We start from the raw sequence: 22,062 nt of genomic DNA, 5'->3' as shown, positions 1-22,062 counted from the left end.
GCGGGATCCGTGGCGGTACGAGGGGAGGGGCCGTGGCACGGCCCCGGGCGCTGTGCCGTGCGGCGGGGCTGGACCTGGACCGTCCGCTACCAGCGGAACGTGCGCATGCGCATGGCGTGGCGCAGCCGGGCCGCCTTGGCACGGCGGGGCTGGACGCGGTCGCGCAGGGCGCGGGCCTCGGCGAGTTCGCGGAGGAACTGGGCGCGCCGCCGACGGCGCTCGGCGTCGGCCCCCGCCGCGTCGTCCGCCCCGTCCTCACGGGACGCCCCGGAGCCACCGGCTCCCGTGGGAGCGCCGGGAACGGGGGGTGTGTCGGAGGTTCCGGGAGCGTCGGGAGCGCGAGGTGTGTCGGGGATGCCGGGAGCGGGGGGAGCGCCGGGAGTTCCGAGGGCACCGGGTACGCCGGGGTCCCCGGGCGTACCGGAGGCTCCGGAGACCTGGGACACCCCGCGCGCCCCGAGCACGCCGCCGCGCGGGCCGCCCGGGTCCTCGTCCGGTGCCGCCGCCGGGACCGTGCCCGGCGCGGGGGCGTCCGTGCCGTCCGTGCCGTCCGTGCCGTTCCGGCGTCGGGGTGCCGCGCCGTTCCGCTGTGCCGTCGGGGTTCGGTCGGCCCGGGGTGTGTCCGTGTCGACTGGTGCCGGTGCCGGGGCCGGGGTGCCGTCGGGTGTCGCAGTGCCCGTGCCGTTCCGGCGTCGGGGCGCCGCGCCGTCCCGCCGTGCCGTCGGGGTGCGGTCGGTCCGGGGGACGTCCGTGCTGTCCGTGGTCCCTGCCGCCGCCGGGGGGCCGCTGGGTGTCGCGCGGCCCGTGCCGCGCCACCGGGGGGCGGGTGCTCCCGACCGGCCCGCGGTCCCGGTACCGCCGCTCCCGGTACTGCCATTCCCGGAGGGCCCCGCGGCGTTCCGGGTGGCCGTCCGGGGGGTCCGGGCACCGTCGGGGCGGGGGCCGGGTGACGGGGAACGGGGTGGGTCCCGGTCCTCGGGCGCCGCCGTGGTGTCCCGGCCGGGCGGGCGCGGCGGGCCGCTCCGGCCCGGGGGCCGGGCGCCGTCGCGGGACCGGGTGCGCGCGGGGTCCGGCGCGGCGGACAGGCCGGGTGGACGCCGCGTCCCCGGGGGTGTCTCCCGGGGCGTGGCGCTGTGGAAGGTGTCGTCCGGCACCGTGTCATCACCCCGCGTCCGTCCCTCCCACCTTCCCCCGGACGAGTGGTTTGACGCCAGCGAGTGAGTGAAGCGCCGGGGGACGCCGGTATGCGGGGGTCCGGTTAATGTGGGGCCCATGCGTCTCCACGTCGTCGACCACCCCCTGGTCGCCCACAAGCTCACCACGCTGCGCGACCGGCGCACCGACTCCGCGACCTTCCGCCGCCTCGCCGACGAGCTGGTCACCCTGCTCGCCTACGAGGCCACCCGGGACGTGCGGACCGAGCGGGTCGACCTCCACACGCCGGTCGAGCGGACCACCGGCGTCAAGCTCTCCCACCCGCGCCCGCTGGTGGTGCCGATCCTGCGGGCCGGGCTCGGCATGCTGGACGGCATGGTCCGGCTGCTGCCGACCGCCGAGGTGGGCTTCCTGGGCATGATCCGCAACGAGGAGACGCTCCAGGCGTCCACCTACGCCACGCGCATGCCGGAGGACCTGTCGGGCCGCCAGGTGTACGTCCTGGACCCGATGCTGGCCACCGGCGGCACCCTGGTCGCCTCCATCCGCGAGCTGATCGGGCGCGGTGCCGACGACGTGACGGCGGTGGTGCTGCTGGCCGCGCCCGAGGGCGTCGAGCTGATGGAGCGCGAGCTGGCGGGCACCCCGGTGACGGTCGTGACGGCCTCGGTCGACGAGCGCCTCAACGAGCACGGCTACATCGTGCCGGGCCTCGGGGACGCGGGGGACCGCATGTACGGCGCCGCCGAGTAGGCGGCGCGGCGGGGCCGGGCCTCAGCAGCCCTTGCCGGCCACCGGCGCCGGCTTCGGCGCGGTCAGCCCGGCCAGGGCGGCGTCGGCCTCCGGCCGCAGTGCCAGTCCCTTGAAGGCCTTGCCGATGACGAGGTCGACGGAGGTGCCCCTGCGGGCCGCGTCGGTGCGCCGCTCGGCGGCGGGGATCTGGGTGCCGAGCACCGGGAACGCGGTCTTCACGGCGGCGGCGGGGCCGAGCAGCACCCCGGCGCCGTCGATCTTCTTGTCCAGCTCCTCGGGCGCGTTGCCCACCGCGCCGATGCGGAAGCCGCGCTTCTTCAACTCGTCGGCGGTCTTCTGGGCCAGTCCCGAACGGGTGGTGGCGTTGAGCACGTTGACGGTGACCTCGCCGGGCTTCGGCAGGGCCGTCGCCGGGGAGGGCGACGCGCTCGACGGGGACGGGCTCGCCGCGCAGTCCGCCCCGGCCGCCGACGCCTTGTCGCCGCCGGTGAAGGCGTCGATGAGCTGCAGGGTGCCCCAGCCGAGGACACCGAGGACGGTGGCGCACGCGACGAGGACGACCGCGAGCCTGCCGCGCTTTCGGGCCGGGCGCATCCGGGGGTACTTGCCCCCCGTGATCCGGTACTTGCCGCCCATGCCGGGGGGAGTCAGCATGCTCATGGGCGCAGCGTAATGCGCCCGGACGGCGATGCCTATTAGATGATCAGCGGGTGTTCCGTACTTCGCCCTAAACCCACCCGAAAGGGTCAAAGATGTGAGGGGGGAACGGCCCGGGAAGCCGTCGGGAAGCCGATGGGGAACGGGTGCCCCGGACGGCCGGGCGGTCGCCCCGGGCGGTCGGCGGAGGGGGCCTGGCGCGCGTCGGGTGTCCCCGGGAGGACGTGCGGCCGGACGGTCAGTCGAGTTCGAGGACGCGCGCGTGCAGCACCTGGCGTTGCTGGAGGGCGGCGCGGACCGCGCGGTGCAGCCCGTCCTCCAGGTACAGGTCGCCCTGCCACTTGACCACGTGGGCGAAGAGGTCGCCGTAGAAGGTGGAGTCCTCGGCCAGCAGGGTTTCCAGATCGAGCTGGCCCTTGGTCGTCACGAGCTGATCGAGGCGGACCGGGCGCGGCGCGACGTCCGCCCACTGCCGGGTGCTTTCCCGGCCGTGGTCGGGGTACGGCCGGCCGTTTCCGATGCGCTTGAAGATCACACGGAAAGCCTACCGGCCAAGTCGTCGCGGGTGCAGCCATGGTGACCGAGCGCGGCGCCGGAAAAGCCGCCGCAATCGGTCGCAACGGGGGCAAACGGGGGAAGATTCCGCCCGGTGACGGGACGTTCCCCTCATACGGTGTGGGGTACCTGGCGGGCGCGGCCCCGGATGCGCACGGCGGTGACGATCTCCACGACGCCGACGACCACCAGCCACCAGCCGCCCACCACCGTGAGCACGGCGACGGACTCGACCGGCGAGTCGATGAGCACGATGCCGGCCAGGATGGTGACGATCCCGAGGAAGACGTGCCAGCCGCGGGCCGGCATCGCCGGGTCGTGCGCGGCGGCGACGGTCTGGGTGACGCCCCGGAACAGCCAGCCGATGCCGATCCACAGGGCGAGCAGCAGCACCGACTGGAGGGTGCCGCGGAAGCAGAACAGGCCCAGCAGGATGGAGACGGCGCCGCTGATGAAGGCGAGGACGCGCAGCGAGGTCCGGCTGTGCGTGCCGAACGCGGCGGCCAGTTGCAGCACGCCGCTGACCACGAGGTACAGGCCGAAGAGCACCCCGGCGACGCGCAGCGAGGCCCCCGGCCAGACCAGCACCAGCACCCCGAGGACCAGGGAGGCGATCCCGGTGAACAGGACGGTCTGCCAGGCCGCGCGGGCGAGCAGGTGCAGGGGGCCCTCGAAGGGCGGCTCGGGCTCGTGCGGTCCGCCGGGCGGGGGCGCCCCGTGCGGGCCGCCGCGGGCGTGGACGCCCCGGTCGTCGTAGTGCGGGCCCCCGGGGGAGCCGCTCGGTGGCTCGGTCATGGTCCATGCTGGGAACGCCCCGGTCGGCGCCGCCACCCGGGCTCCGCCACCGGAGCGAAATCCGGGGCCGCGCCCGGCGCGCCGAGCGCACGCGGAGCCGTCGGCACGGCCCCGCCGGGGGCACGGCCCGCGCCGCCGGTACGTCGCGCGCCCGCCGGGGGCGCGGTTCGCGCCGGCGGCACGTTCCGCCTCGGGCGGCGCGAGAGGTGAAGCGGCGGCCCGGGGCGCGGAACCGTGCCCTTCGCACCGGTCGCGCCTGTCCCGCCCGCGTCGGCCCGGCCCGCCGTATACGTGTCCCGTCGGCCCCGTTCACGGCCGTGCCGCCCGGCCCGGTGTGCCCGTGTCCCCTCGGCCCCGCCCGCCGCCGCGCCGACCCGCCCACGTCGGCCCGTCCCCGTGTCCCGTCGCCCCCCGCCCGACGTCGTGCCGACCCGTCCACGTCGGCCCGCCCCCCCGTACCCGGGTCCCGTCGGCTCCGCCCGCGAGTCGTGCCGCGCACCCGCCGCCCTGCCGTGCGGCTCGCAGCCCCGGCCCGTCGTGCCGCTCCCGGCCCCGGAGGCCGCCGTTCCTTCAGCCCCGGGCCCTGCCCCCCGCCCCCCGCGCGGCCTTCGCGGCTCGGGCCGCCGCCTTCATCTCCTGTTTGTGCGCCCGCACCTTGGTGAGGGACTCCGGCCCGGTGATGTCGGCCACCGAGCGGAAGGAGTCCGGCTCCCCGTACTCCCCGGCGGCCTCGCGCCAGCCCTCCGGGCGCACACCGAGCTGCTTGCCCAGCAGGGCGAGGAAGATCTGCGCCTTCTGCCGCCCGAAGCCCGGGAGGTCCTGGAGCCGTTTCAGCAGTTCCGGGCCGGTGCTGACGCCTCGCCAGACGGCCTCGGCGTCACCGTCGTACGTCTCGGCCAGATGGGCGCACAGCTGCTGGATCCGTCCGGCCATCGCGCCCGGGTAGCGGTGCACGGCCGGCTTCTCGGACAGCAGCGCGGCGAAGGCGGCGGGATCGTGCGCGGCGATGTCGTGGGCGTCCAGGTCCTCTGCGTCCATGCGCCGGGCGATGGTCGACGGCCCCTTGAACGCCCATTCCATGGGCACCTGCTGGTCCAGCAGCATGCCGACCAGCGCGGCGAGGGGGCTGCGGCCGAGCAGTTCGTCGGCCTCGGGGTCCTGGGCGAGGTGCAGCGTGACGTCCATGCCCCGATGGTCGCGCGTGCGCGCCCGGGACGCCCGCCGACGCACGACGGCGTCCCCGGCCGCGTTCAGGAGGGCCGCCAGTAGCCCAGCGCGTGCACCTGCCGCCGGGGGACGCCCAGCTCCCTGCGGACGTATCCGCCCAGTGCCCGGGTGGTGGCCGTGTCGCAGGCGATCCAGACGTACGGGTGCGCCGCGGCGCCCAGCGGGGCGGGCAGTTCCTCCCGGACCCGTGCCACCAGTCCCGCGCCCGCTTCATGGCGCGGCGCCGCGCGCACCTCGTGCCGGGCGGGGTCGGTGCGCGGGGGCGGCCCGGCCCCGGGGTCGCCCTCGAACCAGATCGTCGCCGGGGCCCCGCCCACCGCGTCGAGCAGGGAGTTCAGGGCGGGCAGGGAGGCCGGGTCGGCCATCGCGAAGACATGGGAGGGGGCCGGGTCGGGCCGCTGGAAGCCGGTGCCCTGGACGGTGGCCCCGATGGTGTCACTGGGCCGCGCCGCTCGCGCCCAGTCGCTCGCGCGCCCCGGGTGCAGGGCGAACTCCAGGGTGAGGGTCCCGGCCGCCGGGTCCGGGTCGACCAGGGTGTACGCCCGCTGGTGGGGCCTGCCCGTGCCCGGGAACCAGAGCCGCACCCACATGGTGGGATGGACGCCGGTCGCCGCGAGCATCCCGCCGTCGGTCAGGCGCAGCCTTCGGAAGGAGGGGCCGAGGTCCTCGGTGTCCGTCACGGTGAACGTGAAGTCCCGCGCGCCCATCAGCCGGAGGACCGCGCCCTCCCAGCCCCGCCGCTCCTGCCCCATGGCCGCCCGCCTCTCCGCCGCCCGTACGCGGCCGCGGGCCGCGCTCCGCAGGTCCGCCGCATTGAATTTAGGCAAGGCTAACCTAAATTACGCGGGTGGGGGAGTCCTCGCCGGGCATGGCCCGAAACCCCCGGCGGCGCGCCGCCCGGGCGGTAGCCTCACCGGGGTGACGCCCGCGCCCGTGACACCCGAGGAACTCGTCGCGCACTACGGACTGGAGCCGATCCCCCGCGAGGGCGGCCTCTTCCGGCGCACCTGGGCCGGGCCCGGGCGCCCCGACGGCCGCCCCACGGGCTCCGCCATCGTCGCCCTGCTCACCGGCGGCCCGGACGACTTCTCCGCCCTGCACCGCCTGACCGCCGACGAGACCTGGCACTTCTACCTCGGGGACCCGCTCGGGCTGCTGCTCCTCGCCCCCGACGGCACCTCCCGCACCGTCGTCCTCGGCCCGGACGTCCTGCGCGGGCAGCACGTGCAGCACACCGTCCCCGCCGGGACCTGGATGGGCGCCCGGGTGGCCGAGGGCGGCGCCTGGACCCTGTTCGGCTGCACGGCGGTCCCCGGATTCACCTACGGGGACTACGAGCACGGCGACCCGGACCGGCTCGCCGCGCGCTATCCCGCCGAGGCCGCGCGGATTCTGCGACTGTGCCGCCCATGACCCTGCTGGACGGACAGGTGGCCCTGGTCACGGGCGCGGGCGGCGGCATCGGCCGGGGCATCGCGCGGCGGTTCGCCGAGGAGGGCGCTGCCGTCGCCCTGCACTGCCGCACCTCGGTCGGGGCCGCCCGGGAGACGGCCGGCCGCATCCGGGACGCGGGCGGCGCGGCGGTGGTGCTGCGCGCCGACCTCACCGACGAGGACGCCTGCCGGCGGCTGGTCGAGGAGGCCGCCGACTGGGGCGGCGGGCGCCTGACGGCACTGGTCAACAACGCCGCGGTCCAGCCGGTGCGGGAACTTCCTGGCATGACGGCGGCCGCATGGCGGGAGGTGCTGGACGCCAACCTGACCGGCGTCCTCGTCTGCACCCGGACCGCCGCGGCGCTCATGCGGGGGCAGGACGGCGGCGGCACGGTCACCCACATCGCCTCCATCGAGGCCGGTGCCCCCGCCCCCGGCCACGCCCACTACGGCGCCTCCAAGGCGGCGGTCGTGGCCCACGCCCGCGCGGCGGCCCAGGAGTACGGACCGTGGGGCGTGCGGGTCAACACCGTCTCGCCCGGCCTGATCGACCGCGAGGGCCTGGCCGACGCCTGGCCCGACGGCGTACGGCGCTGGCTCGGCGCCGCGCCCGCCGGACGGCTGGGCCGCCCCGAGGACGTGGGCGACGCCTGCGTCTTCCTCGCCTCCCGGCTGGCCTCCTGGATCACCGGCCACGATCTGGTCGTCGACGGAGGGGTGGGCGCGCGCCCGACGTGGTGAGCGGCGGCGGGTGCGCGGGTGCGCGGGTGCGCGGGTGCGAGGGTGCGCGGGTGCGCGGTGGCGCGGGCGGCGCGGGGGCGCCGTGGGAACGGGGCGCCGTTCCGTGGCCGGTCGCCGCGCACCGGAGCTGCTGAATTGCGAAAGTCTGCAATTCATTGGATGCTGTGACGCCCGGGTCCGCAGGTAGCCGCGGACCCGGGTCTCCGTGTCCCGGGCGGATACGGGTGCCGCACCCGGCACGGGCCGGACGGCACACCGCCGCGCCCCGCTCCGCGCCGTGGCCGGACGCCGCCCGCTCGCCTGGAGACGCGATGAGCACGCCGCTCGAAGCCCTGCCGCACCGGCACGTGCTCACCCTGCCCGCGCAGCCACCGGCGGTCCGGGTGGCCCGGGAGACCGCGGAGGCGGCGCTCGCCGAATGGGGCGTCAGCGCGAGCCACCCGGCCGTCGGCCCCGCCCTGCTGATCCTCGCCGAACTGGTCGCCAACAGCGTCCGGCACGCCGTCCCGCCGACCCGTCAGGTGACCGTCACCTACGCCGCCGGGCCGGACTGCCTGGCCTTCGCCGTGCACGACCGCCACCCCTACCGGCCGCCGCTGCACGCCGCGCGTACGGGGACCGGCGGGGGCGCGGGGACCGGCGGACTCGCGACCGTCATGGAGCTGACCACCGGGCTCGGCGGCACGGCGGTGGTGCGCGGCGACCGCGACGGGCGGGGCAAGAGCATCTGGATCACCCTGCCCCTGTGACCGCCCCCCTGGCCGGGCGGTGGCCGGGACCGGAGCCGTGCCCGGTCAGCAGCGCGGGACCGACGGCCGGGACGGGGTGCGCAGCGCGAGCACGGCCCGGTCGTCGTGGCCGTCGTCCGGCGGGTGGGAGATCAGCGCCCGGCAGAGTTCGCCCGGCGGCAGCCCGGCGAGCCGCGAGGCGGTGCCCGCCAGGGTCTCCAGCCCCCGGCCGATGGGCCGCCCCGGGGCCTCCACCAAGCCGTCGGTGTACAGGACCACGGTGCTGTGCGCCGGAACCGTCCGCCAGTGCTCGGGCCGGGGCAGCTCGGGCGCCACCCCCAGCGGCACGCCGGGCTCCGCCTCCAGGTAGCGGGCCCGCCCGTCGGGCAGCAGCAGGAGCGGCGGCGGGTGCCCGGCGGTGGACCAGCGCAGCCGCCACCCCCCGGCGGAGGGCTCCAGCCGGGCGAGCAGCGCCGTGGCGATCGGGGCCGCGTCCAGGGCGGCCCCCATGATGCGGTCGAGCCGGGCGAGGGAGGCGCTGGGCGGGGTCGTCCAGTCGTAGTACAGACCGCGCAGAATGTTGCGGATCTGCGCCATCTCGGCCGCCGCCCGCAGATCGTGCCCCGCGACGTCCCCGATCACCGCCGCGCACGCCCCGTCGGGCAGCAGCATCGCGTCGTACCAGTCGCCGCCGACGGCCGCGGGCGCGCTCGCCGGGCGGTAGGCGGCCCCGGCGGCGAACGGGCCGAGGTCGGGCAGGCGGGGCAGCAGGAGCCGCTGGAACCGCTCACCGCTGCGCCGGACCCGCTGGTAGAGGCGGGCGTTCTCGATCGCCACGCCCGCCGTGCCCGCCAGCGCCCGGATCACGCCCTCGTCGTGCCGGTCGAAGGGCCTGCCGTCGGTGCGTTCGGAGAGGTAGAGGTTGCCGTAGACGTGCCCGCGCACGCTGATCGCCACCCCGAGCAGGGAACGCATGGGCGGGTGCCCGGGCGGGAAGCCCGCCGACTCGGGATGGCTCGCGATGTCCTCGACCCGCAGCGGCTCGGGGTGGTGGATCAGATGCCCCAGCAGTCCCCGGCCGCGCGGCAGCTCCACGCCGTCCAGATCGGCCAGCTCCCGGGCGGTGAGCCCCAGCGGCACGAACTCCTCCAGTGCCCTGCCCTCCGGGTCGAGCACCCCGAGGGCCCCGTAGCGGGCGCCCACCAGATCCATGGCGGTGCGCACGATGCGGCGGAGCACGGTGGGCAGCTCCAGCTCGCCGGTGATGCTGACGACCGCCTGGAGGAGTTCCTGGAGGGTGCTCTGGGCACGGGCCAGGGCGTGCAGCTGCTCCCCGATCCGGTCGAGGTCGGAGCTGAGCGGGAGGCCGAGGAGGGAGGTGTACGACTCGTCGGCACCCGTGGCGTCGCGGCCGCCGCCGCCCCCGTACGGCGGGTACGGGGCGGCCCGGCCGCCGCCGCCCGCCCCCGGGCTCTCCCCCTCACGGGGGAGGTGCTCTCCGCCGCCCGGTCGGAGGGGCGCGTCGGCCTCGTGAGGGGCGTCGCCGTCGGGGGGACCGCCGGGGGGCGTGCGGGCGCCGTCCGGGGCGCCCCCGCCGTCCCGGGGCTCCCCGCTCGGCCGCCGCCGCTCCTCCGCCATCGATCCCGCCTCACTCGTGCCGTGCGCCCCGGGCGGCGGCCCGTCCGTCCCGCGGGCGCGGCCCCCGCCGCCGGCCGCCCTGCCGTACGATTTGCCTTCCGCCCACCATCGCCCGGCGGACGGCAGTGTGCCGCCCGCCCGCAGCCGGTCGGCGTAACGCCTCACCGCCGCGGTGTGCGTCCCGGGCGGAAACGGCCCGGCGGGCGGCGCCGGGACGGACGTACGGCGACGACGCGGGGCGGCCGCGACGCGCCCCGTACCGGCCGAGCGGCCGGGCCGCCACGGGGCCGGGGAGACGAGGGCACGATGAGCACGCCCCTGTACCAGCTGAAGGCCGAGTTCTTCAAGACGCTCGGCCACCCCGCGCGCATCCGCGTGCTGGAGCTGCTGAGCCAACGGGAGCACGCGGTGGCGGAGTTGCTGCCCGAGGTGGCCATCGAACCGGCCCACCTGTCCCAGCAGCTCGCGGTGCTGCGCCGGGCCAACCTGGTGGTCTCCCGCAAGGAGGGCTCGTCCGTGTACTACTCGCTGACCAGCCCGCAGATCGCCGAACTGCTCAGGGTCGCGCGCGGCATCCTCTCCGGCGTGCTCGCCGGGCAGGCGGAACTCCTGGCGGACCTCCAGGCCGGACCCGCCCGGACCCGACCGCCGGAGTAGGGGGTGGGGCGGGGGCCGGACGGGTGGCGGGCGACGCGGGAGACGAGGGCTACCCCGTGGAACCCGCCGGGCCGGCCGTCCCCGCCGGGCGGGGCGCCTCCGCGGTCCGCAGTTCCTCCAGCAGCCGCTGCTGCCCCGAGATCAGACCGGAAAGGATGCTCCGGGCGGCGGCCAGCAGATCGGCCACGTCGCCGCAGGCCATCTCGTAGACCACGGTCGAGCCGGTGCGGGTCGCGGTGACGATGCCGGACCGGCGCAGGACCGCGAGCTGCTGGGACAGGTTGGACGGCTCGACCTCGATCGCGGCGAGCAGTTCGCGGACGGGCCGCGGTCCGTCCTGCAACAGCTCCAGCACCCGGATGCGCACGGGGTGGCCCAGCATCCGGAAGAACTCGGCTTTGGCCTCGTACAGCGGAACCGGCATTCCGCCCACCTCCGCACCAGGGCATCTGTGAAGCACAGCAACTGACAAAATGAAGAACTCTTCAAGTCTACCCTCGTGCGGGGCGTCATCCGCCGGGGAGAGCACCGGGGGGACGCCCCCGTCCGCTAGGTTTCCGGTATGCCTGATGTCGCCCCTTCCTCACCCGCCGACGCCTACGCCGCGCTGCTGCAGGGCAACGCCCGCTTCGTCAGCGGCGGCCGCCTCCACCCCAACCAGGACGCCGACCGGCGCTCGGAACTGGCACCGCGGCAGAAGCCGTTCGCCGTGCTCTTCGGGTGCTCGGACTCACGGCTCGCGGCGGAGATCATCTTCGACCGGGGGCTGGGCGACCTGTTCGTGGTCCGCACGGCCGGCCACGTGGCGGGCGCGGAGGTGGTCGGCAGCATCGAGTACGGCATCGAGGTGCTGAGCGCGCCGCTGGTGGTGGTGCTGGGCCACGACTCCTGCGGCGCGGTGACGGCGGCGTCCGAGGCGGCCCATGGCGGCACGGCACCGCCCGGGTACCTCGGTGACGTGGTGGAGCGCGTGGTCCCGAGCGTCCTGGCGGCCCGCGCCAAGGGCCACACGGGGATCGGCGAGTTCGTCGACGAGCACATCCACCGCACGGTCGACGGCCTGGTCGGCCGCTCCGTCCTCCTCGCCAACGAGGTCGCCGAGGGCCGCTGCGCGGTGGTCGGCCTCTCCTACCGCCTGGCCGAGGGCACGGTGAACCTCGTGGCGTCCCACGGCCTGGACGCCTGACGCGACGGGGATACGCCCGGGGCGGGCGCCGCTTCCCGACACCGGCGCGTGACGCCCGGGGCACCGGGGTTACGGGGTTACGGGGCCGACGTTTCCCCGGGCGCCGGCCCGCTGACCGGCGCCCGGGTCAGGCCACTCCGGCGGCGGCAGCCCCGCGTGTGCGGGGACCGCTCGGTCTCAAGATGGTTGTACCGGCGAGGTACGGGACCACCCTCGCATACGCGGGGACCACCCCCGCATGTGCGGGGAGCACTGGTTCCGAACTGCGGATTCATCGCGGTGGCGGGTGATTTGGCTGAAGCTCCCAACCGTAGGGCGGTGAGCGGTGCCGTACTCCGGTGGATGCACCCTGAGCCGCCGCCGCAGAGTGGCGTGTTCTGTCTGATCGACACCTCCAGCGCGGGGCACAGTGCTCGGCGCGTCCTCGTACTCGGTCTCCTTCCTCAGTGAGGGCCGGTGATCCGCCGCACTGGAGGGAATCTGTTCCTTCAGGAGCCCAGGGCGATGCCGCCGTGCCAGGGCGCCCGCGCGGTACGTCCAGCCCGTTCGCCCCAGTCCGGCTCGGCGCACCCAAGAATCAGAACTCGGGCGCGGCGTACGCGAGGCTAGGGGCATGACAGCGAAGACCTCCCCTCGCCCGGACGACGGTGCCGACGGCGCCGGCCGCCCCACCGCACGGCACGCACCGGTCATCCTGGGCAACAAGCCCGGTTCGTTCGCCCGGAGTGTTCTGGCGGAGCGCCATCCGGCACTGATCCGGCAGGTGCGGGACGCCTTCCCGTACGGTCCGGCTCGGCACGAGGCTCTTGACATCCTGCTGGACGAGATCACCACCGGTGTGATCGAACCGCTCGGTCCCTCGGAACCCGACCACGAACAGTGGGCGGTCTGGGGGCGTCCGCACTTCGGACGATCGTGGTTCGACGCCCCGTTCCTCTGGTCGGAGAGCTACTTCTACCGCAGACTCCTCGGTGCCGTGGGGTACTTCGGCACCGGGCCGTGGCGGGGCGTCGATCCCTTCGCCCCCTTCAAGAGGGCCGAGTTGCGCGGCCCGGCGGTGGACGAGGAACTCGGGGCCTTGGACACGCTCGCCGGCGCACCGGCCGACGAGCGGGCAGCCGCCCTGCTCCAGGCCTCGCTGTGGGGCAACCGGGCGGACCTCGGCTTCCGTGTCACGGAGGGCGAGACCGCGCCCGGTGACACGGCCGGTGCCGTGGTCGCCGACGACAGTGCGCTGCTCTGGAGGCTTCTCCCGGCCGGAGGCGGCTCCACGGTCGCCGTGGTGGCGGACAACGCCGGGAGGGAGCTGATCCCGGACCTGATCCTCATCGATCACCTCCTGGTGGAACGGCATGCCGAGCGGATCGTGCTCTACGTCAAGCCCCACCCGTACTACGTCTCCGACGCGATGACGGCCGACGTCGTCGACTGCCTGGGCCGCCTCAACCAGGCGCCCGGCGAAGCGGGCGGGATCGGCAGGCGCCTCTGGGAGGCCGTGGCGACCGGGTGCCTGGAGATCCGGGTGCACCCGTTCTTCTGCGCGCCGCTGCCCTACGAGGACATGCCGGAGGACCTGCGGGGCGAGTTCGCGGACGTCACGCTGACCATCCTGAAGGGCGACCTCAACTACCGGCGTCTGGTGGGGGACCGGATGCTGGACGCGACGGAGTCGTTCGCCGGCCGCACGGCGTACTTTCCCGGGGCCGTGGCGGCATTCCGCACGCTCAAGTCCGATGTCGTAGTGGGACTGGAGCGGAAGGTGCTCGACGCTCTGGAGCAGTCTGGGGGTGCCTGGCGTACGAGCGGCACCCATGCCCTGATCCAGGTCAGGGCGTAGAGGTCCGAATCACGGGACGGGAGCCCGGGGGTGCCGCGAGGATGCGCGCGCGGTACCTCCGGGCCTCGGTCCACCTTCTGATGAAACGGCCCGGAAGAGCGGCACCGCGATCTGGGGCGTCGGAAGCGAGCGGCGTGGACGAAGGACAGGACAACAGGGGGCCGAAGAATGTCGAAGGGCCCCACCGAGAACGGTGGGGCCCTTCGACATCGTGCCCGGTGAGGCACTGGCGGAGGATACGAGATTCGAACTCGTGAGGGGTTGCCCCCAACACGCTTTCCAAGCGTGCGCCCTAGGCCTCTAGGCGAATCCTCCGCCGGGAACATTACATGACGTTGGGCGGTGCTCGCGAACTCGTTGTTCGGGCCCCGGATCGGGTAGCCTGTGCGCAGCCCCTCACGCGGCGCTATCTGACTGAACTCCCCCAGGGCCGGAAGGCAGCAAGGGTAGGTCGGCTCTGGCGGGTGCGTGGGGGGCGTCTGCGTTCCGTGGGGCGGGCGGGTTGTCAGTGGGCGCCTATAACCTCGTAGACGTGTCGTCTCTCGCGCTGTACCGCCGCTACCGCCCCGAGTCCTTCGCCGAGGTCATCGGGCAGGGGCATGTCACCGACCCGCTGCAGCAGGCGCTGCGGAACAACCGGGTCAATCACGCGTACCTGTTCAGCGGTCCGCGGGGCTGCGGCAAGACGACCAGCGCGCGCATCCTGGCGCGCTGCCTGAACTGCGAGCAGGGCCCCACACCGACTCCGTGCGGCACCTGCCAGTCCTGCCGCGACCTGGCCAGGAACGGGCCGGGCTCGATCGACGTCATCGAGATCGACGCCGCGTCGCACGGTGGTGTGGACGACGCCCGTGACCTGCGCGAGAAGGCGTTCTTCGGGCCGGCGCACAGCCGGTACAAGATCTACATCATCGACGAGGCCCACATGGTCACGTCGGCCGGTTTCAACGCGCTGCTCAAGGTGGTCGAGGAGCCGCCGGAGCACCTGAAGTTCATCTTCGCCACCACCGAGCCCGAGAAGGTCATCGGGACCATCCGGTCCCGGACGCACCACTACCCCTTCCGGCTCGTGCCCCCCGGCACCCTGCGGGACTACCTCGCGGAGGTCTGCGGCCAGGAGAAGATCCCCGTGGAGGACGGGGTGCTGCCCCTGGTGGTGCGGGCCGGCGCGGGCTCGGTGCGCGACTCCATGTCGGTCATGGACCAGCTGCTGGCCGGCGCCGCCGAGGACGGTGTGACGTACGCCATGGCGACCTCCCTGCTCGGCTACACGGACGGCTCCCTGCTCGACTCCGTGGTCGAGTCCTTCGCCTCGGGGGACGGCTCCGCCGCCTTCGAGGTGGTGGACCGGGTGATCGAGGGCGGCAACGACCCGCGGCGCTTCGTCGCGGACCTGCTGGAGCGGCTGCGCGACCTGGTGATCCTCGTGGCCGTGCCCGACGCGGCGGAGAAGGGGCTGATCGACGCCCCGGCCGACGTCATCGAACGGATGCGGGCCCAGGCGCGCTCCTTCGGCGCCGCCGAGCTGAGCCGCGCCGCCGACCTCGTCAACGAAGGGCTCACGGAGATGCGCGGCGCCACCTCGCCCCGCCTCCAGCTGGAGCTGATCTGCGCCCGGGTCCTGCTGCCCGCCGCGTACGGCGACGAGCGGTCCGTGATGGCCCGGCTCGACCGGATCGAGCGGGGCGCGGCGCAGTTCTCGTCGGGGGCCGGGGCGCCTGCCATGGCGTATGTGCCCGCGCCCGACGGACCCGCGGGGGGCGCGCCCGGCGCGGGCCCCGTGCCGCCCGGCGCCGCTCCCGTGCCCCCCGGTGGCGGGGCCGCCGCCGCGCGGGCCGCCGTGCGGGGGCCCGGGACACCCGGTGGTCCGGGCGCTCCCGACGGGCCGCCGCCCGGCCTCGCCGCAGCTGAGCAGGCACCCCCGGCGCCCCCCGTGGCGCCCCCGGCCGCTCCCGCGACCCCTGCCCCTCCCGTCGCCCCGCCTCCTCCCGCGCAGCCCCCCGCCCAGGCGTCCGCGCCCGGCGCCTGGCCCACCGCGGCCCCCGCCGGGGGCGGCGGACGACGGCCCGGTGGATGGCCCACCGCGGTCCCCGCGGGCGGCGGGCAGCCCCCGGCGTCCGCCCCGGCCGGGCCGTCCGTCCCGCCCGCTGCCCAGGCGGCGGCGCCCCCGCCGGGTCCCGCCGCGCCCGCCGCACCGGCACCGTCTGCCGCCCCGCCCGCGGCAGGCGGGCTCGACCCGCGGTCGATCTGGCCCAACATTCTGGAGGCGGTCAAGAACCGCCGCCGCTTCACCTGGATCCTGCTGAGCCAGAACGCCCAGGTGACCGGCTTCGACGGGGCCGTCCTGCAGATCGGTTTCGTCAACGCCGGTGCCCGGGACAACTTCCTGAGCAGCGGCAGCGAGGACGTGCTGCGCCAGGCCCTGGCCGAGCAGTTCCACGTGCAGTGGAAGATCGAGGCGGTCGTCGACCCCTCCGGCGGCTCCGCGTCCCCGCCCGCCGCCCCCGGCGGCTTCGGCGGCGGAGGCTACGGGGGCGCCCCCGGCGGCGGAGGGTTCAACGGTGCGCCCGCGCAGCGTCCCCCGGCCCCGCCGTCGGCACCGGTCGCCCCGCCCTCCGGACCCGCCGCCCCCCCTGCGTCCGCCCCGTCCCCGGCGCCCGCCCCCGCCGCCCGGCCCCCCGCGCCCGAGCGGCCCCCGGTCTCCCCCGAGGACGACGTCCCCGAGGACGACGATCCCGACCTCGACGAGTCCGCCCTCTCCGGCAAGGACCTCCTCGTACGCGAGCTGGGAGCCACGGTCGTGGAGGAGATCGCGAACGAGTAGGAGGGGGAGAGGACGCCGGGCGCAGGAGGCCGACGGCCCGGCCGTCCTGGGGTGCAGGCCCCGGTCTTCCGGCGTCCGACGCTCCGCCTTGGCCTCCGGCGCCCGGCCTGACCCCCTCGGCTCCCCGGCGCCCCAGCGCCCGGCCCGGCGCCCCAGCGCCCGGCCCGGCACCTCGGGGCCAGACGCGAGGCCCTCGGTCAGGGGGGCCGGGCCCGCAGCCAAGATCCGCCAGGGGCTCGCTCGCGGACCGTAGGCTCCCGCTCCTGCGCCATCACCCACGCCCGGCCGCCAGGTCCGCTCTCGCTGTGCCCGGTCTCGGCCCCGGAGCCCGCTCGGTCCGGAGTCGGCTCGGTCCGGAGTCGGCTCGGTCCGGAGTCGGCTCGGTCCGGAGTCGGCTCGGCCCGGAGTCGGGGCGGACACCTCGGATCCTGCCCGGAGTACCGGTCAGGAGCCTGTGCCAGGAGTCTGTGGGTTCAGCCGAGATCCGTGTCAGGGGCGTCCGGCCCCGGCCGGAGACCCACGCTCCTGCGCCGTGACCCACGCCGGGCGCCAGGCCGTTTCCCGGCGTCCGGGCTCGGTCCCCGGTCCGGGTTCGGCCCCTGAAGCTTGTCCGCAGCCTTGGCCAGGGGCTTGTGCCTCCAGCCGAGATCCGCGTCAGGGGATCGCGGCCCGGCCAGAGCCCCTCCTGCGCCGTGCCCACTTCCGGCCGCCCCCCTCCCGTGCTCACCCCGGCCGCCCCCTCCCGTGCCGTGCCCACCCCCGGCCGACTCCGCTCCCGTGCCGTGCCCACCCCCGTACCCCCGGCCGGAGACCCCCGCCCGTGCCGTGGCCGCCCCGGCCCACCCCCGCGCACGGCTCACGGCGCCGCCCCGCCGAGGCCCCGCGCACCGCTCGCCCGCCCCGGGCCCCGTCCTCCTCCTGGAGGAAAGGCCGAGCCCCCGGCCCACCGTGCCTCGGTGGCCCCCACAAGGGCGCCCGGCCGTTCCCATTAGGCTGGGGCCCGTGAAGGTCCTTGTCATCGGCGGCGGCGCCCGCGAACACGCCCTGTGCCGTTCCCTGTCCCTCGACCCCGACGTCACCGCGCTGCACTGCGCACCCGGCAACGCCGGTATCGCCGAGGTCGCCGAACTGCACCAGGTCGACGCCCTCGACGGCGCGGCCGTCACCGCGCTGGCCACCGGGCTCGGTGCCGACCTGGTCGTCGTCGGTCCCGAGGCGCCCCTCGTCGCCGGGGTGGCCGACGCCGTGCGCGGCGCGGGGATTCCGGTCTTCGGCCCCTCGGGCCCGGCCGCCCGGCTGGAGGGCTCCAAGGCCTTCGCCAAGGACGTGATGGCGGCCGCCGGTGTGCCCACGGCCCGCTCCTACGTCTGCGTCACGTCCGAGGAGGTCGACGCGGCCCTCGGTGCCTTCGGCGCCCCCTACGTCGTCAAGGACGACGGACTCGCCGCCGGCAAGGGGGTCGTCGTCACCGACGACGTCGAGGCCGCCCGGGCGCACGCCGCGGGGTGCGAGCGCGTCGTCATCGAGGAGTTCCTGGACGGCCCCGAGGTCTCCCTCTTCGCCATCACCGACGGTGTGAACGTCCGCCCGCTCCAGCCCGCCCAGGACTTCAAGCGCGCCCTCGACGGCGACGAGGGCCCCAACACCGGTGGCATGGGCGCGTACTCGCCGCTGCCCTGGGCCGATCCGAAGCTCGTCGACGAGGTCGTGCAGAGCGTGCTGCAGCCGACGGTCGACGAGATGCGCCGCCGCGGCACCCCCTTCTCCGGGCTGCTCTACGCCGGTCTCGCGATCACCTCGCGCGGTGTCCGCGTGATCGAGTTCAACGCCCGGTTCGGCGACCCCGAGACCCAGGTCGTCCTGGCCCGGCTGCGGACCCCGCTCGCCGGGCTGCTGATGGCCGCCGCCACCGGCAACCTCGGCGACCTGGAGCCGCTGCGCTGGAGCGACGACGCCGCGGTCACCGTGGTCGTCGCCTCGCACAACTACCCCGGCACCCCGCGCACCGGCGACCCGATCACCGGTCTCGACACCGTCGCCGCCGAGGACGCGCCGCACGCGTACGTCCTGCACGCGGGCACCCGCACCGAGGGCGACGCGGTCGTCAGCGCGGGCGGGCGCGTCCTGTCCGTCACGGCCACCGGCGCCGACCTCACCGAGGCCCGCGACCGCGCCTACCGGGCCGTCGCCCGCATCGGCCTCGACGGTTCGCAGCACCGCACCGACATCGCGGCGAAGGCGGCGGCGGGGGCGTAACCGCGCCCGGGTGCCCGTCACGCGGGTCGCACGGGGCCGCACGCGTCGCGTCCACCGCGTCCGCCTCGGCCCCGTGCACACCACACCGCGTCTCCCGCACCACGCCCCCCGCACTACGCGTCCGCCGCGTCCGTCATCGTCGTGGCGTCAACCCAGTGCCCGGACCGACCCCGTCCGGGTCGACTCCCGGCGCGGCCGGCCCATCCGCCCGCCTCCGCCGACCGGCCGTCCGGGCCGCCCGGGCACGTCAACCCCGTGCCCGCCCGGCCACGCGTCGCGCCCTTGTTCGCGGCCCGTGACCAGGCCCCGGTTCCCTTTCAGGAGCCGGGGCCTGATCATTGCTGTCCGTCATTCAGCTCTCCCCAAAGCCATTCCATCGAGTGACCGTTGCGCCATACGGCTGACGGGCGTGGAGGCCCCAACTAGGGTGCCGCGCAAGCGTTCCGGCACTTGGCCCACCGGCATTGCGATGTCGGTGACGGGTGACACAGTGGAGGGCATGAAGACGAGCAGGGCAGCAGAGAGAGCGACAGGACGGTCCAGGTCGACGAGGAGGGGGTGAGGTCCTAAGTGACCGGTTCCGGTGGTGTCGAGAGGGGTGCCCGGGACGCGCGAGCGCGGGCCCTGGCCGTGCTGCGCGTCCGAAGTTGGGCCCTTGCCGTCGCGCTGCTGCCCGCTGCCGCCGCCGTGATCCTGCTCGTCGGGGGATCCACCGGCCGTCTGGCGGGCGGAGGCTGGGACGCCGCCCGCTGGGCCGTCTGCGCGGTCGCGCTGCTCGTCCTGCTCGCCGCCGCCGGGGTCGCCCTGGTGGTCGCGTGCGCCCGGCCCGCCGTGACGCCGACGGTCGAGGTGTCCGAGGAGGCGGCGCCGGACCTGTACCGGATGGTGCGCGACCTCGCCGAACGGCTCGCCGTCCCCGCCCCGTCCGCGATAGCCCTGACGCCGGACTGCGACAGCTGGCTGGAGGACCGCACCCACCGAAGCCACCGGCTCCGGGGCCGGTCGCCGGTGCGGGTGGAGGAGGACGACGTGGCGGGCCTGGGCGGCCCGGTCCGCCGCCGTACCGCCACGGCCCCCGTGCTGGTCATCGGCTCACCCTTCCTCTGGTGGATGCGCGTCGGCGAGCTGCGCGCCGTGCTCGCCCCGGTCGTCGCCGGGACGGGGCCGTCGGCGCACCCCGACATAGCCGCGGCCCGGCGCTTCATACGGGGGCTCGACGCCGCCGCGGCGGTGGCCGGGGCCCAGGAGCGCCACCCGCTCCTCCGCGTGTTGTGCGTGGGGCTCGGCCGGGCGGTCCGGCTGATGCTGCGCGCCTGCCGCGACCACGCCGCCGAGATGGAACGCGGCGTCGCGGCGGCGGCGGCCGAGCGCGCGCAGGCCGTGGACTACGGCCTGCGGATCGTCGCCCAGGAGCAGGTCGGTCTGGCCTACGCGGGCTGGGACCGGCTGCTCACCCGGGTCGCGCTGCCCGCCTGGCGGATGGGCCGGTGGCCCTCGCGGCTGGACGTGGGGGTCGTCGCCGCCCTCACCGAGCTGTCCCGCCGGGACCGGCTGGCCGAGGGCTTCGCCTCCCGGCTGGCCGAGCGCCCCGCCTGCGACCTGCTGGAGGAGCCCGGGGTGGCGGACGAGGCGGTCTCCCTCCTCGCCGCCCGCCTCTTCCACGGCGGCCCGGCCGCCCGCCGTCCGGACTGGTCGCCGGTGGAGTGGAGCGCGTACCCCGACGAGGTCGTCGACCGCACCTGGCGCGCGGACGCGGCCCGGCTCCACCGTGCCCTCGACACGCTGGGCGTCCGCCGCCCCGCGCCCGCCGTCGGCCCCACGCTCGCCCGGGTCCTCGACCACCTGGCAGCACCGACACCGCCCGCGCCGGACGACCCCGGGCCGGGTGCCGGAGATCCCGGGACGGGGACCGAGCCGTACGGTCCGTCCAGGACGGAGGACCCGCCCGGCACGGAGAGCCCGTCCGGCACGGCGGGGGAGCCGGCCTCCGACGGCCCGTCCGGCACGGCGGGGGAGCCAGCCTCCGACGGCCCCCGTGCCGAACCCGGCTCGACCCGGGCGTCCGGGGACGCGCCCGAGCACGGGCCCTCGGCCGGCCGCGGGCCGGAGCCGGGGTCCGGCCCCGGAGCGGGAGGTGAGGACGGGGCCGCGCGCCCCCCGGCCCCCGGAGCCGGGCACGGAACCGATCCCGTCGCCGCATCCGCGGCCACCCCCGGGTCCGACGACCACGGCCCCCGGGCCGCCCTCCCCCCGGTGACCGCGTCCGGCGCCGGTGAGGGCGGGTACGGCGACGACGATGACGACGACCTGGCCGGCACCACGCCCCGCAGCGCCGCCCTGGCCGCGGGGCTGGCCGCCCAACTGGCCCGGGAGGACCTGGGCACCGTGCCCGGGGCCGACGCCGGGGCGGGCGGTTCCGACGCCGGGTTCTGGGACGACCGTCCCCTGCCCCTCGTTCCGCTCCAGCCCCCGCGCACCGGTCGGGAGATCCTCACCGACCACGTCACGGCCATGGTCTGCTGCGCCGCGATGGACACCGCCGGCGCCCGTCCCGGGCTGGACTGGCTGGACGGCCCGTCCCTCCTGATCGACGGCGTGCGCGTGGCGGACCTGGCCCCCCGCGTCCACGCCCTCGTCGAGAGCGGCGACTGCGCGCCCCTGCGCGCCTGGCTGACGGAGCAGGGCATACGCCCCGACAAGCCGGTCCGCCTGGTCTGAGCCCGGCCCGACGCCCCGGGCCAGCGGCTCGGGGGAGGCCCGCGGGCCTCGGGCCCCTGGCCCCTGGCGCCGGGCACGCCCGTTCCCGGGCGCCTCCTGCCCTTGGTGCCCTCTGCCCGGGGTGCTTCGCCCCCTGCCCGGGGCGCGTGAACGCCCGGCAGGCGTCGTCCACGTACTGTTTTCTTCCCGGCACAGTCCGGGTGCCCGCGCCCCCGCGACCCACCGCCGCGTCCTGCGTGACCCGCGCCGTACCCGCGCCCCGCGCCGCACCCCGGGGTACGCGCCCGGCCGACGGGTGCGCACCCCCACGGCCGCACCGTGCTCGGCGGCCTACACGGCCGACACGGCCCTCCGCCTCTCCGCGGCCGACCCGTTCCGGCCCCGCACCGCTCCGAAGCCCGCCGTGCTCAGAACTCCGAGCCCTGGCAGGACCCGCACTGCCGTGTCCGCTGAGACGGCAGGCCCCCGCACAAGCCGAGTTCGCCCGGATCGGAACCGCGACCTCGGGCGGCCCCGGAGCCCGTACCGAAACCGGACCCGTACAGAAACCGGACCCGTACTGGACCCGTACCGGCCCCACGACCTCAACCGGCCCCGTATCCCGTACCGGCCCCGTATCCCGGACCGGAGCCGACGCCCGGACCGGAGCCGAACCCTCCCCTCCTCACCCACGCGCACCCGGTGACCCCGGAGGCCGACGCCCGACGCCTCCGTCTGCCCGCCGTGGCCGGCCCCGAGGCCCACCCGCCCCGCCCGGCCCGGGGCCCGTCCGCCCCGGCCCCGAGGCCGACCGCAGCCCCACCCCGGGCCCCCGCCCCGCTCCCTCAACGGCCCGGAAGACCCGGAACCACCCCGCACGCCCGTCCGCGCCACCGTCCCCGGTCCACGTGCCGGGCCCCGTC

At 76.3% G+C, this 22,062-nt stretch carries 17 protein-coding genes, 1 tRNA gene and 1 other RNA gene; 11 read left to right on the top strand and 8 right to left on the bottom strand.

The window, feature by feature from the left end; genetic code table 11:
- The first annotated feature begins 1,272 nt into the window (after window positions 1-1,272).
- Window positions 1,273-1,908 carry a uracil phosphoribosyltransferase gene (gene upp, locus GTY84_RS25725; protein WP_161228774.1) on the top strand — a complete coding sequence of 212 codons (636 nt, stop codon included), beginning with the start codon at window positions 1,273-1,275 and terminating at the stop codon, window positions 1,906-1,908.
- Window positions 1,909-1,929: 21 nt separating this feature from the next.
- Here upp and GTY84_RS25720 read toward each other — a convergent pair whose 3' ends face one another.
- From GTY84_RS25720 to GTY84_RS25700, 5 genes are all read right to left on the bottom strand, one after another.
- Window positions 1,930-2,544, bottom strand: coding sequence for a LytR C-terminal domain-containing protein (locus GTY84_RS25720; RefSeq protein WP_161228786.1), 615 nt, complete (start codon window positions 2,542-2,544; stop codon window positions 1,930-1,932).
- Between the two features lie 259 nt (window positions 2,545-2,803).
- A complete protein-coding gene (locus GTY84_RS25715; protein WP_003999914.1) occupies window positions 2,804-3,100 on the bottom strand; it encodes a type II toxin-antitoxin system VapB family antitoxin in 297 nt (98 codons plus the stop codon).
- Window positions 3,101-3,231: 131 nt separating this feature from the next.
- The gene (locus GTY84_RS25710; protein WP_161228773.1) at window positions 3,232-3,915 is read right to left on the bottom strand and encodes an HdeD family acid-resistance protein; all 684 of its coding nucleotides are present in this window, start codon (window positions 3,913-3,915) and stop codon (window positions 3,232-3,234) included.
- Between the two features lie 570 nt (window positions 3,916-4,485).
- The gene (locus tag GTY84_RS25705; RefSeq protein ID WP_161228772.1) at window positions 4,486-5,100 is read right to left on the bottom strand and encodes an HhH-GPD-type base excision DNA repair protein; all 615 of its coding nucleotides are present in this window, start codon (window positions 5,098-5,100) and stop codon (window positions 4,486-4,488) included.
- Window positions 5,101-5,165: 65 nt separating this feature from the next.
- Window positions 5,166-5,894: a siderophore-interacting protein gene (locus tag GTY84_RS25700; RefSeq protein ID WP_161228785.1), complete on the bottom strand. Its 729-nt coding sequence runs from the start codon at window positions 5,892-5,894 to the stop codon at window positions 5,166-5,168.
- A 166-nt stretch (window positions 5,895-6,060) separates the two neighbouring features.
- Between GTY84_RS25700 and GTY84_RS25695 the strand changes: the two genes are divergently transcribed.
- From GTY84_RS25695 to GTY84_RS25685, 3 genes are all read left to right on the top strand, one after another.
- Window positions 6,061-6,555 carry a cupin domain-containing protein gene (locus tag GTY84_RS25695; RefSeq protein ID WP_161228771.1) on the top strand — a complete coding sequence of 165 codons (495 nt, stop codon included), beginning with the start codon at window positions 6,061-6,063 and terminating at the stop codon, window positions 6,553-6,555.
- Complete coding sequence (locus GTY84_RS25690; RefSeq protein WP_161228770.1) at window positions 6,552-7,316, top strand: SDR family oxidoreductase; 765 nt, start codon at window positions 6,552-6,554, stop codon at window positions 7,314-7,316. Before GTY84_RS25695 ends, GTY84_RS25690 begins: the two co-directional genes overlap by 4 nt.
- A gap of 311 nt (window positions 7,317-7,627) precedes the next feature.
- Window positions 7,628-8,065, top strand: coding sequence for an ATP-binding protein (locus GTY84_RS25685; protein WP_161228769.1), 438 nt, complete (start codon window positions 7,628-7,630; stop codon window positions 8,063-8,065).
- Between the two features lie 45 nt (window positions 8,066-8,110).
- On the opposite strand, the gene GTY84_RS25680 is transcribed toward GTY84_RS25685, so the two are convergent.
- On the bottom strand, window positions 8,111-9,682 hold the full coding sequence (locus GTY84_RS25680) for a GAF domain-containing SpoIIE family protein phosphatase (RefSeq protein WP_237532655.1): 1,572 nt from the start codon (window positions 9,680-9,682) through the stop codon (window positions 8,111-8,113).
- A gap of 306 nt (window positions 9,683-9,988) precedes the next feature.
- Between GTY84_RS25680 and GTY84_RS25675 the strand changes: the two genes are divergently transcribed.
- On the top strand, window positions 9,989-10,339 hold the full coding sequence (locus GTY84_RS25675; protein WP_161228768.1) for a metalloregulator ArsR/SmtB family transcription factor: 351 nt from the start codon (window positions 9,989-9,991) through the stop codon (window positions 10,337-10,339).
- A gap of 49 nt (window positions 10,340-10,388) precedes the next feature.
- Here GTY84_RS25675 and GTY84_RS25670 read toward each other — a convergent pair whose 3' ends face one another.
- Window positions 10,389-10,763, bottom strand: coding sequence for a metalloregulator ArsR/SmtB family transcription factor (locus GTY84_RS25670; RefSeq protein WP_161228767.1), 375 nt, complete (start codon window positions 10,761-10,763; stop codon window positions 10,389-10,391).
- A 138-nt stretch (window positions 10,764-10,901) separates the two neighbouring features.
- On the opposite strand from GTY84_RS25670, the gene GTY84_RS25665 reads away from it, so the two are divergent.
- Both GTY84_RS25665 and GTY84_RS25660 read left to right on the top strand, forming a co-directional pair.
- The gene (locus GTY84_RS25665; protein WP_161228766.1) at window positions 10,902-11,525 is read left to right on the top strand and encodes a carbonic anhydrase; all 624 of its coding nucleotides are present in this window, start codon (window positions 10,902-10,904) and stop codon (window positions 11,523-11,525) included.
- 613 nt (window positions 11,526-12,138) lie between these two features.
- Window positions 12,139-13,362, top strand: coding sequence for a damage-control phosphatase ARMT1 family protein (locus GTY84_RS25660; RefSeq protein ID WP_161228765.1), 1,224 nt, complete (start codon window positions 12,139-12,141; stop codon window positions 13,360-13,362).
- Window positions 13,363-13,589: 227 nt separating this feature from the next.
- Here GTY84_RS25660 and GTY84_RS25655 read toward each other — a convergent pair.
- Window positions 13,590-13,677, bottom strand: a tRNA-Ser gene (locus tag GTY84_RS25655).
- 72 nt (window positions 13,678-13,749) lie between these two features.
- On the opposite strand from GTY84_RS25655, the gene ffs reads away from it, so the two are divergent.
- The 4 genes from ffs (at window position 13,750) to GTY84_RS25635 (ending at window position 21,160) form a co-directional block, all read left to right on the top strand.
- An RNA gene (gene ffs, locus GTY84_RS25650) (signal recognition particle sRNA small type) lies at window positions 13,750-13,846 on the top strand.
- A 48-nt stretch (window positions 13,847-13,894) separates the two neighbouring features.
- The gene (locus GTY84_RS25645) at window positions 13,895-16,186 is read left to right on the top strand and encodes a DNA polymerase III subunit gamma and tau (protein WP_161228764.1); all 2,292 of its coding nucleotides are present in this window, start codon (window positions 13,895-13,897) and stop codon (window positions 16,184-16,186) included.
- A 1,002-nt stretch (window positions 16,187-17,188) separates the two neighbouring features.
- Window positions 17,189-18,442, top strand: coding sequence for a phosphoribosylamine--glycine ligase (purD, locus tag GTY84_RS25640; RefSeq protein WP_161228763.1), 1,254 nt, complete (start codon window positions 17,189-17,191; stop codon window positions 18,440-18,442).
- 570 nt (window positions 18,443-19,012) lie between these two features.
- On the top strand, window positions 19,013-21,160 hold the full coding sequence (locus GTY84_RS25635; RefSeq protein WP_161228762.1) for a hypothetical protein: 2,148 nt from the start codon (window positions 19,013-19,015) through the stop codon (window positions 21,158-21,160).
- Window positions 21,161-22,062: the final 902 nt, after the last annotated feature.

Origin of the sequence: Streptomyces sp. SID8352 (genome assembly GCF_009862265.1) — a bacterium.
Lineage (GTDB): Bacteria > Actinomycetota > Actinomycetes > Streptomycetales > Streptomycetaceae > Streptomyces.
This window is presented reverse-complemented; position numbering and strand designations above follow the sequence as displayed.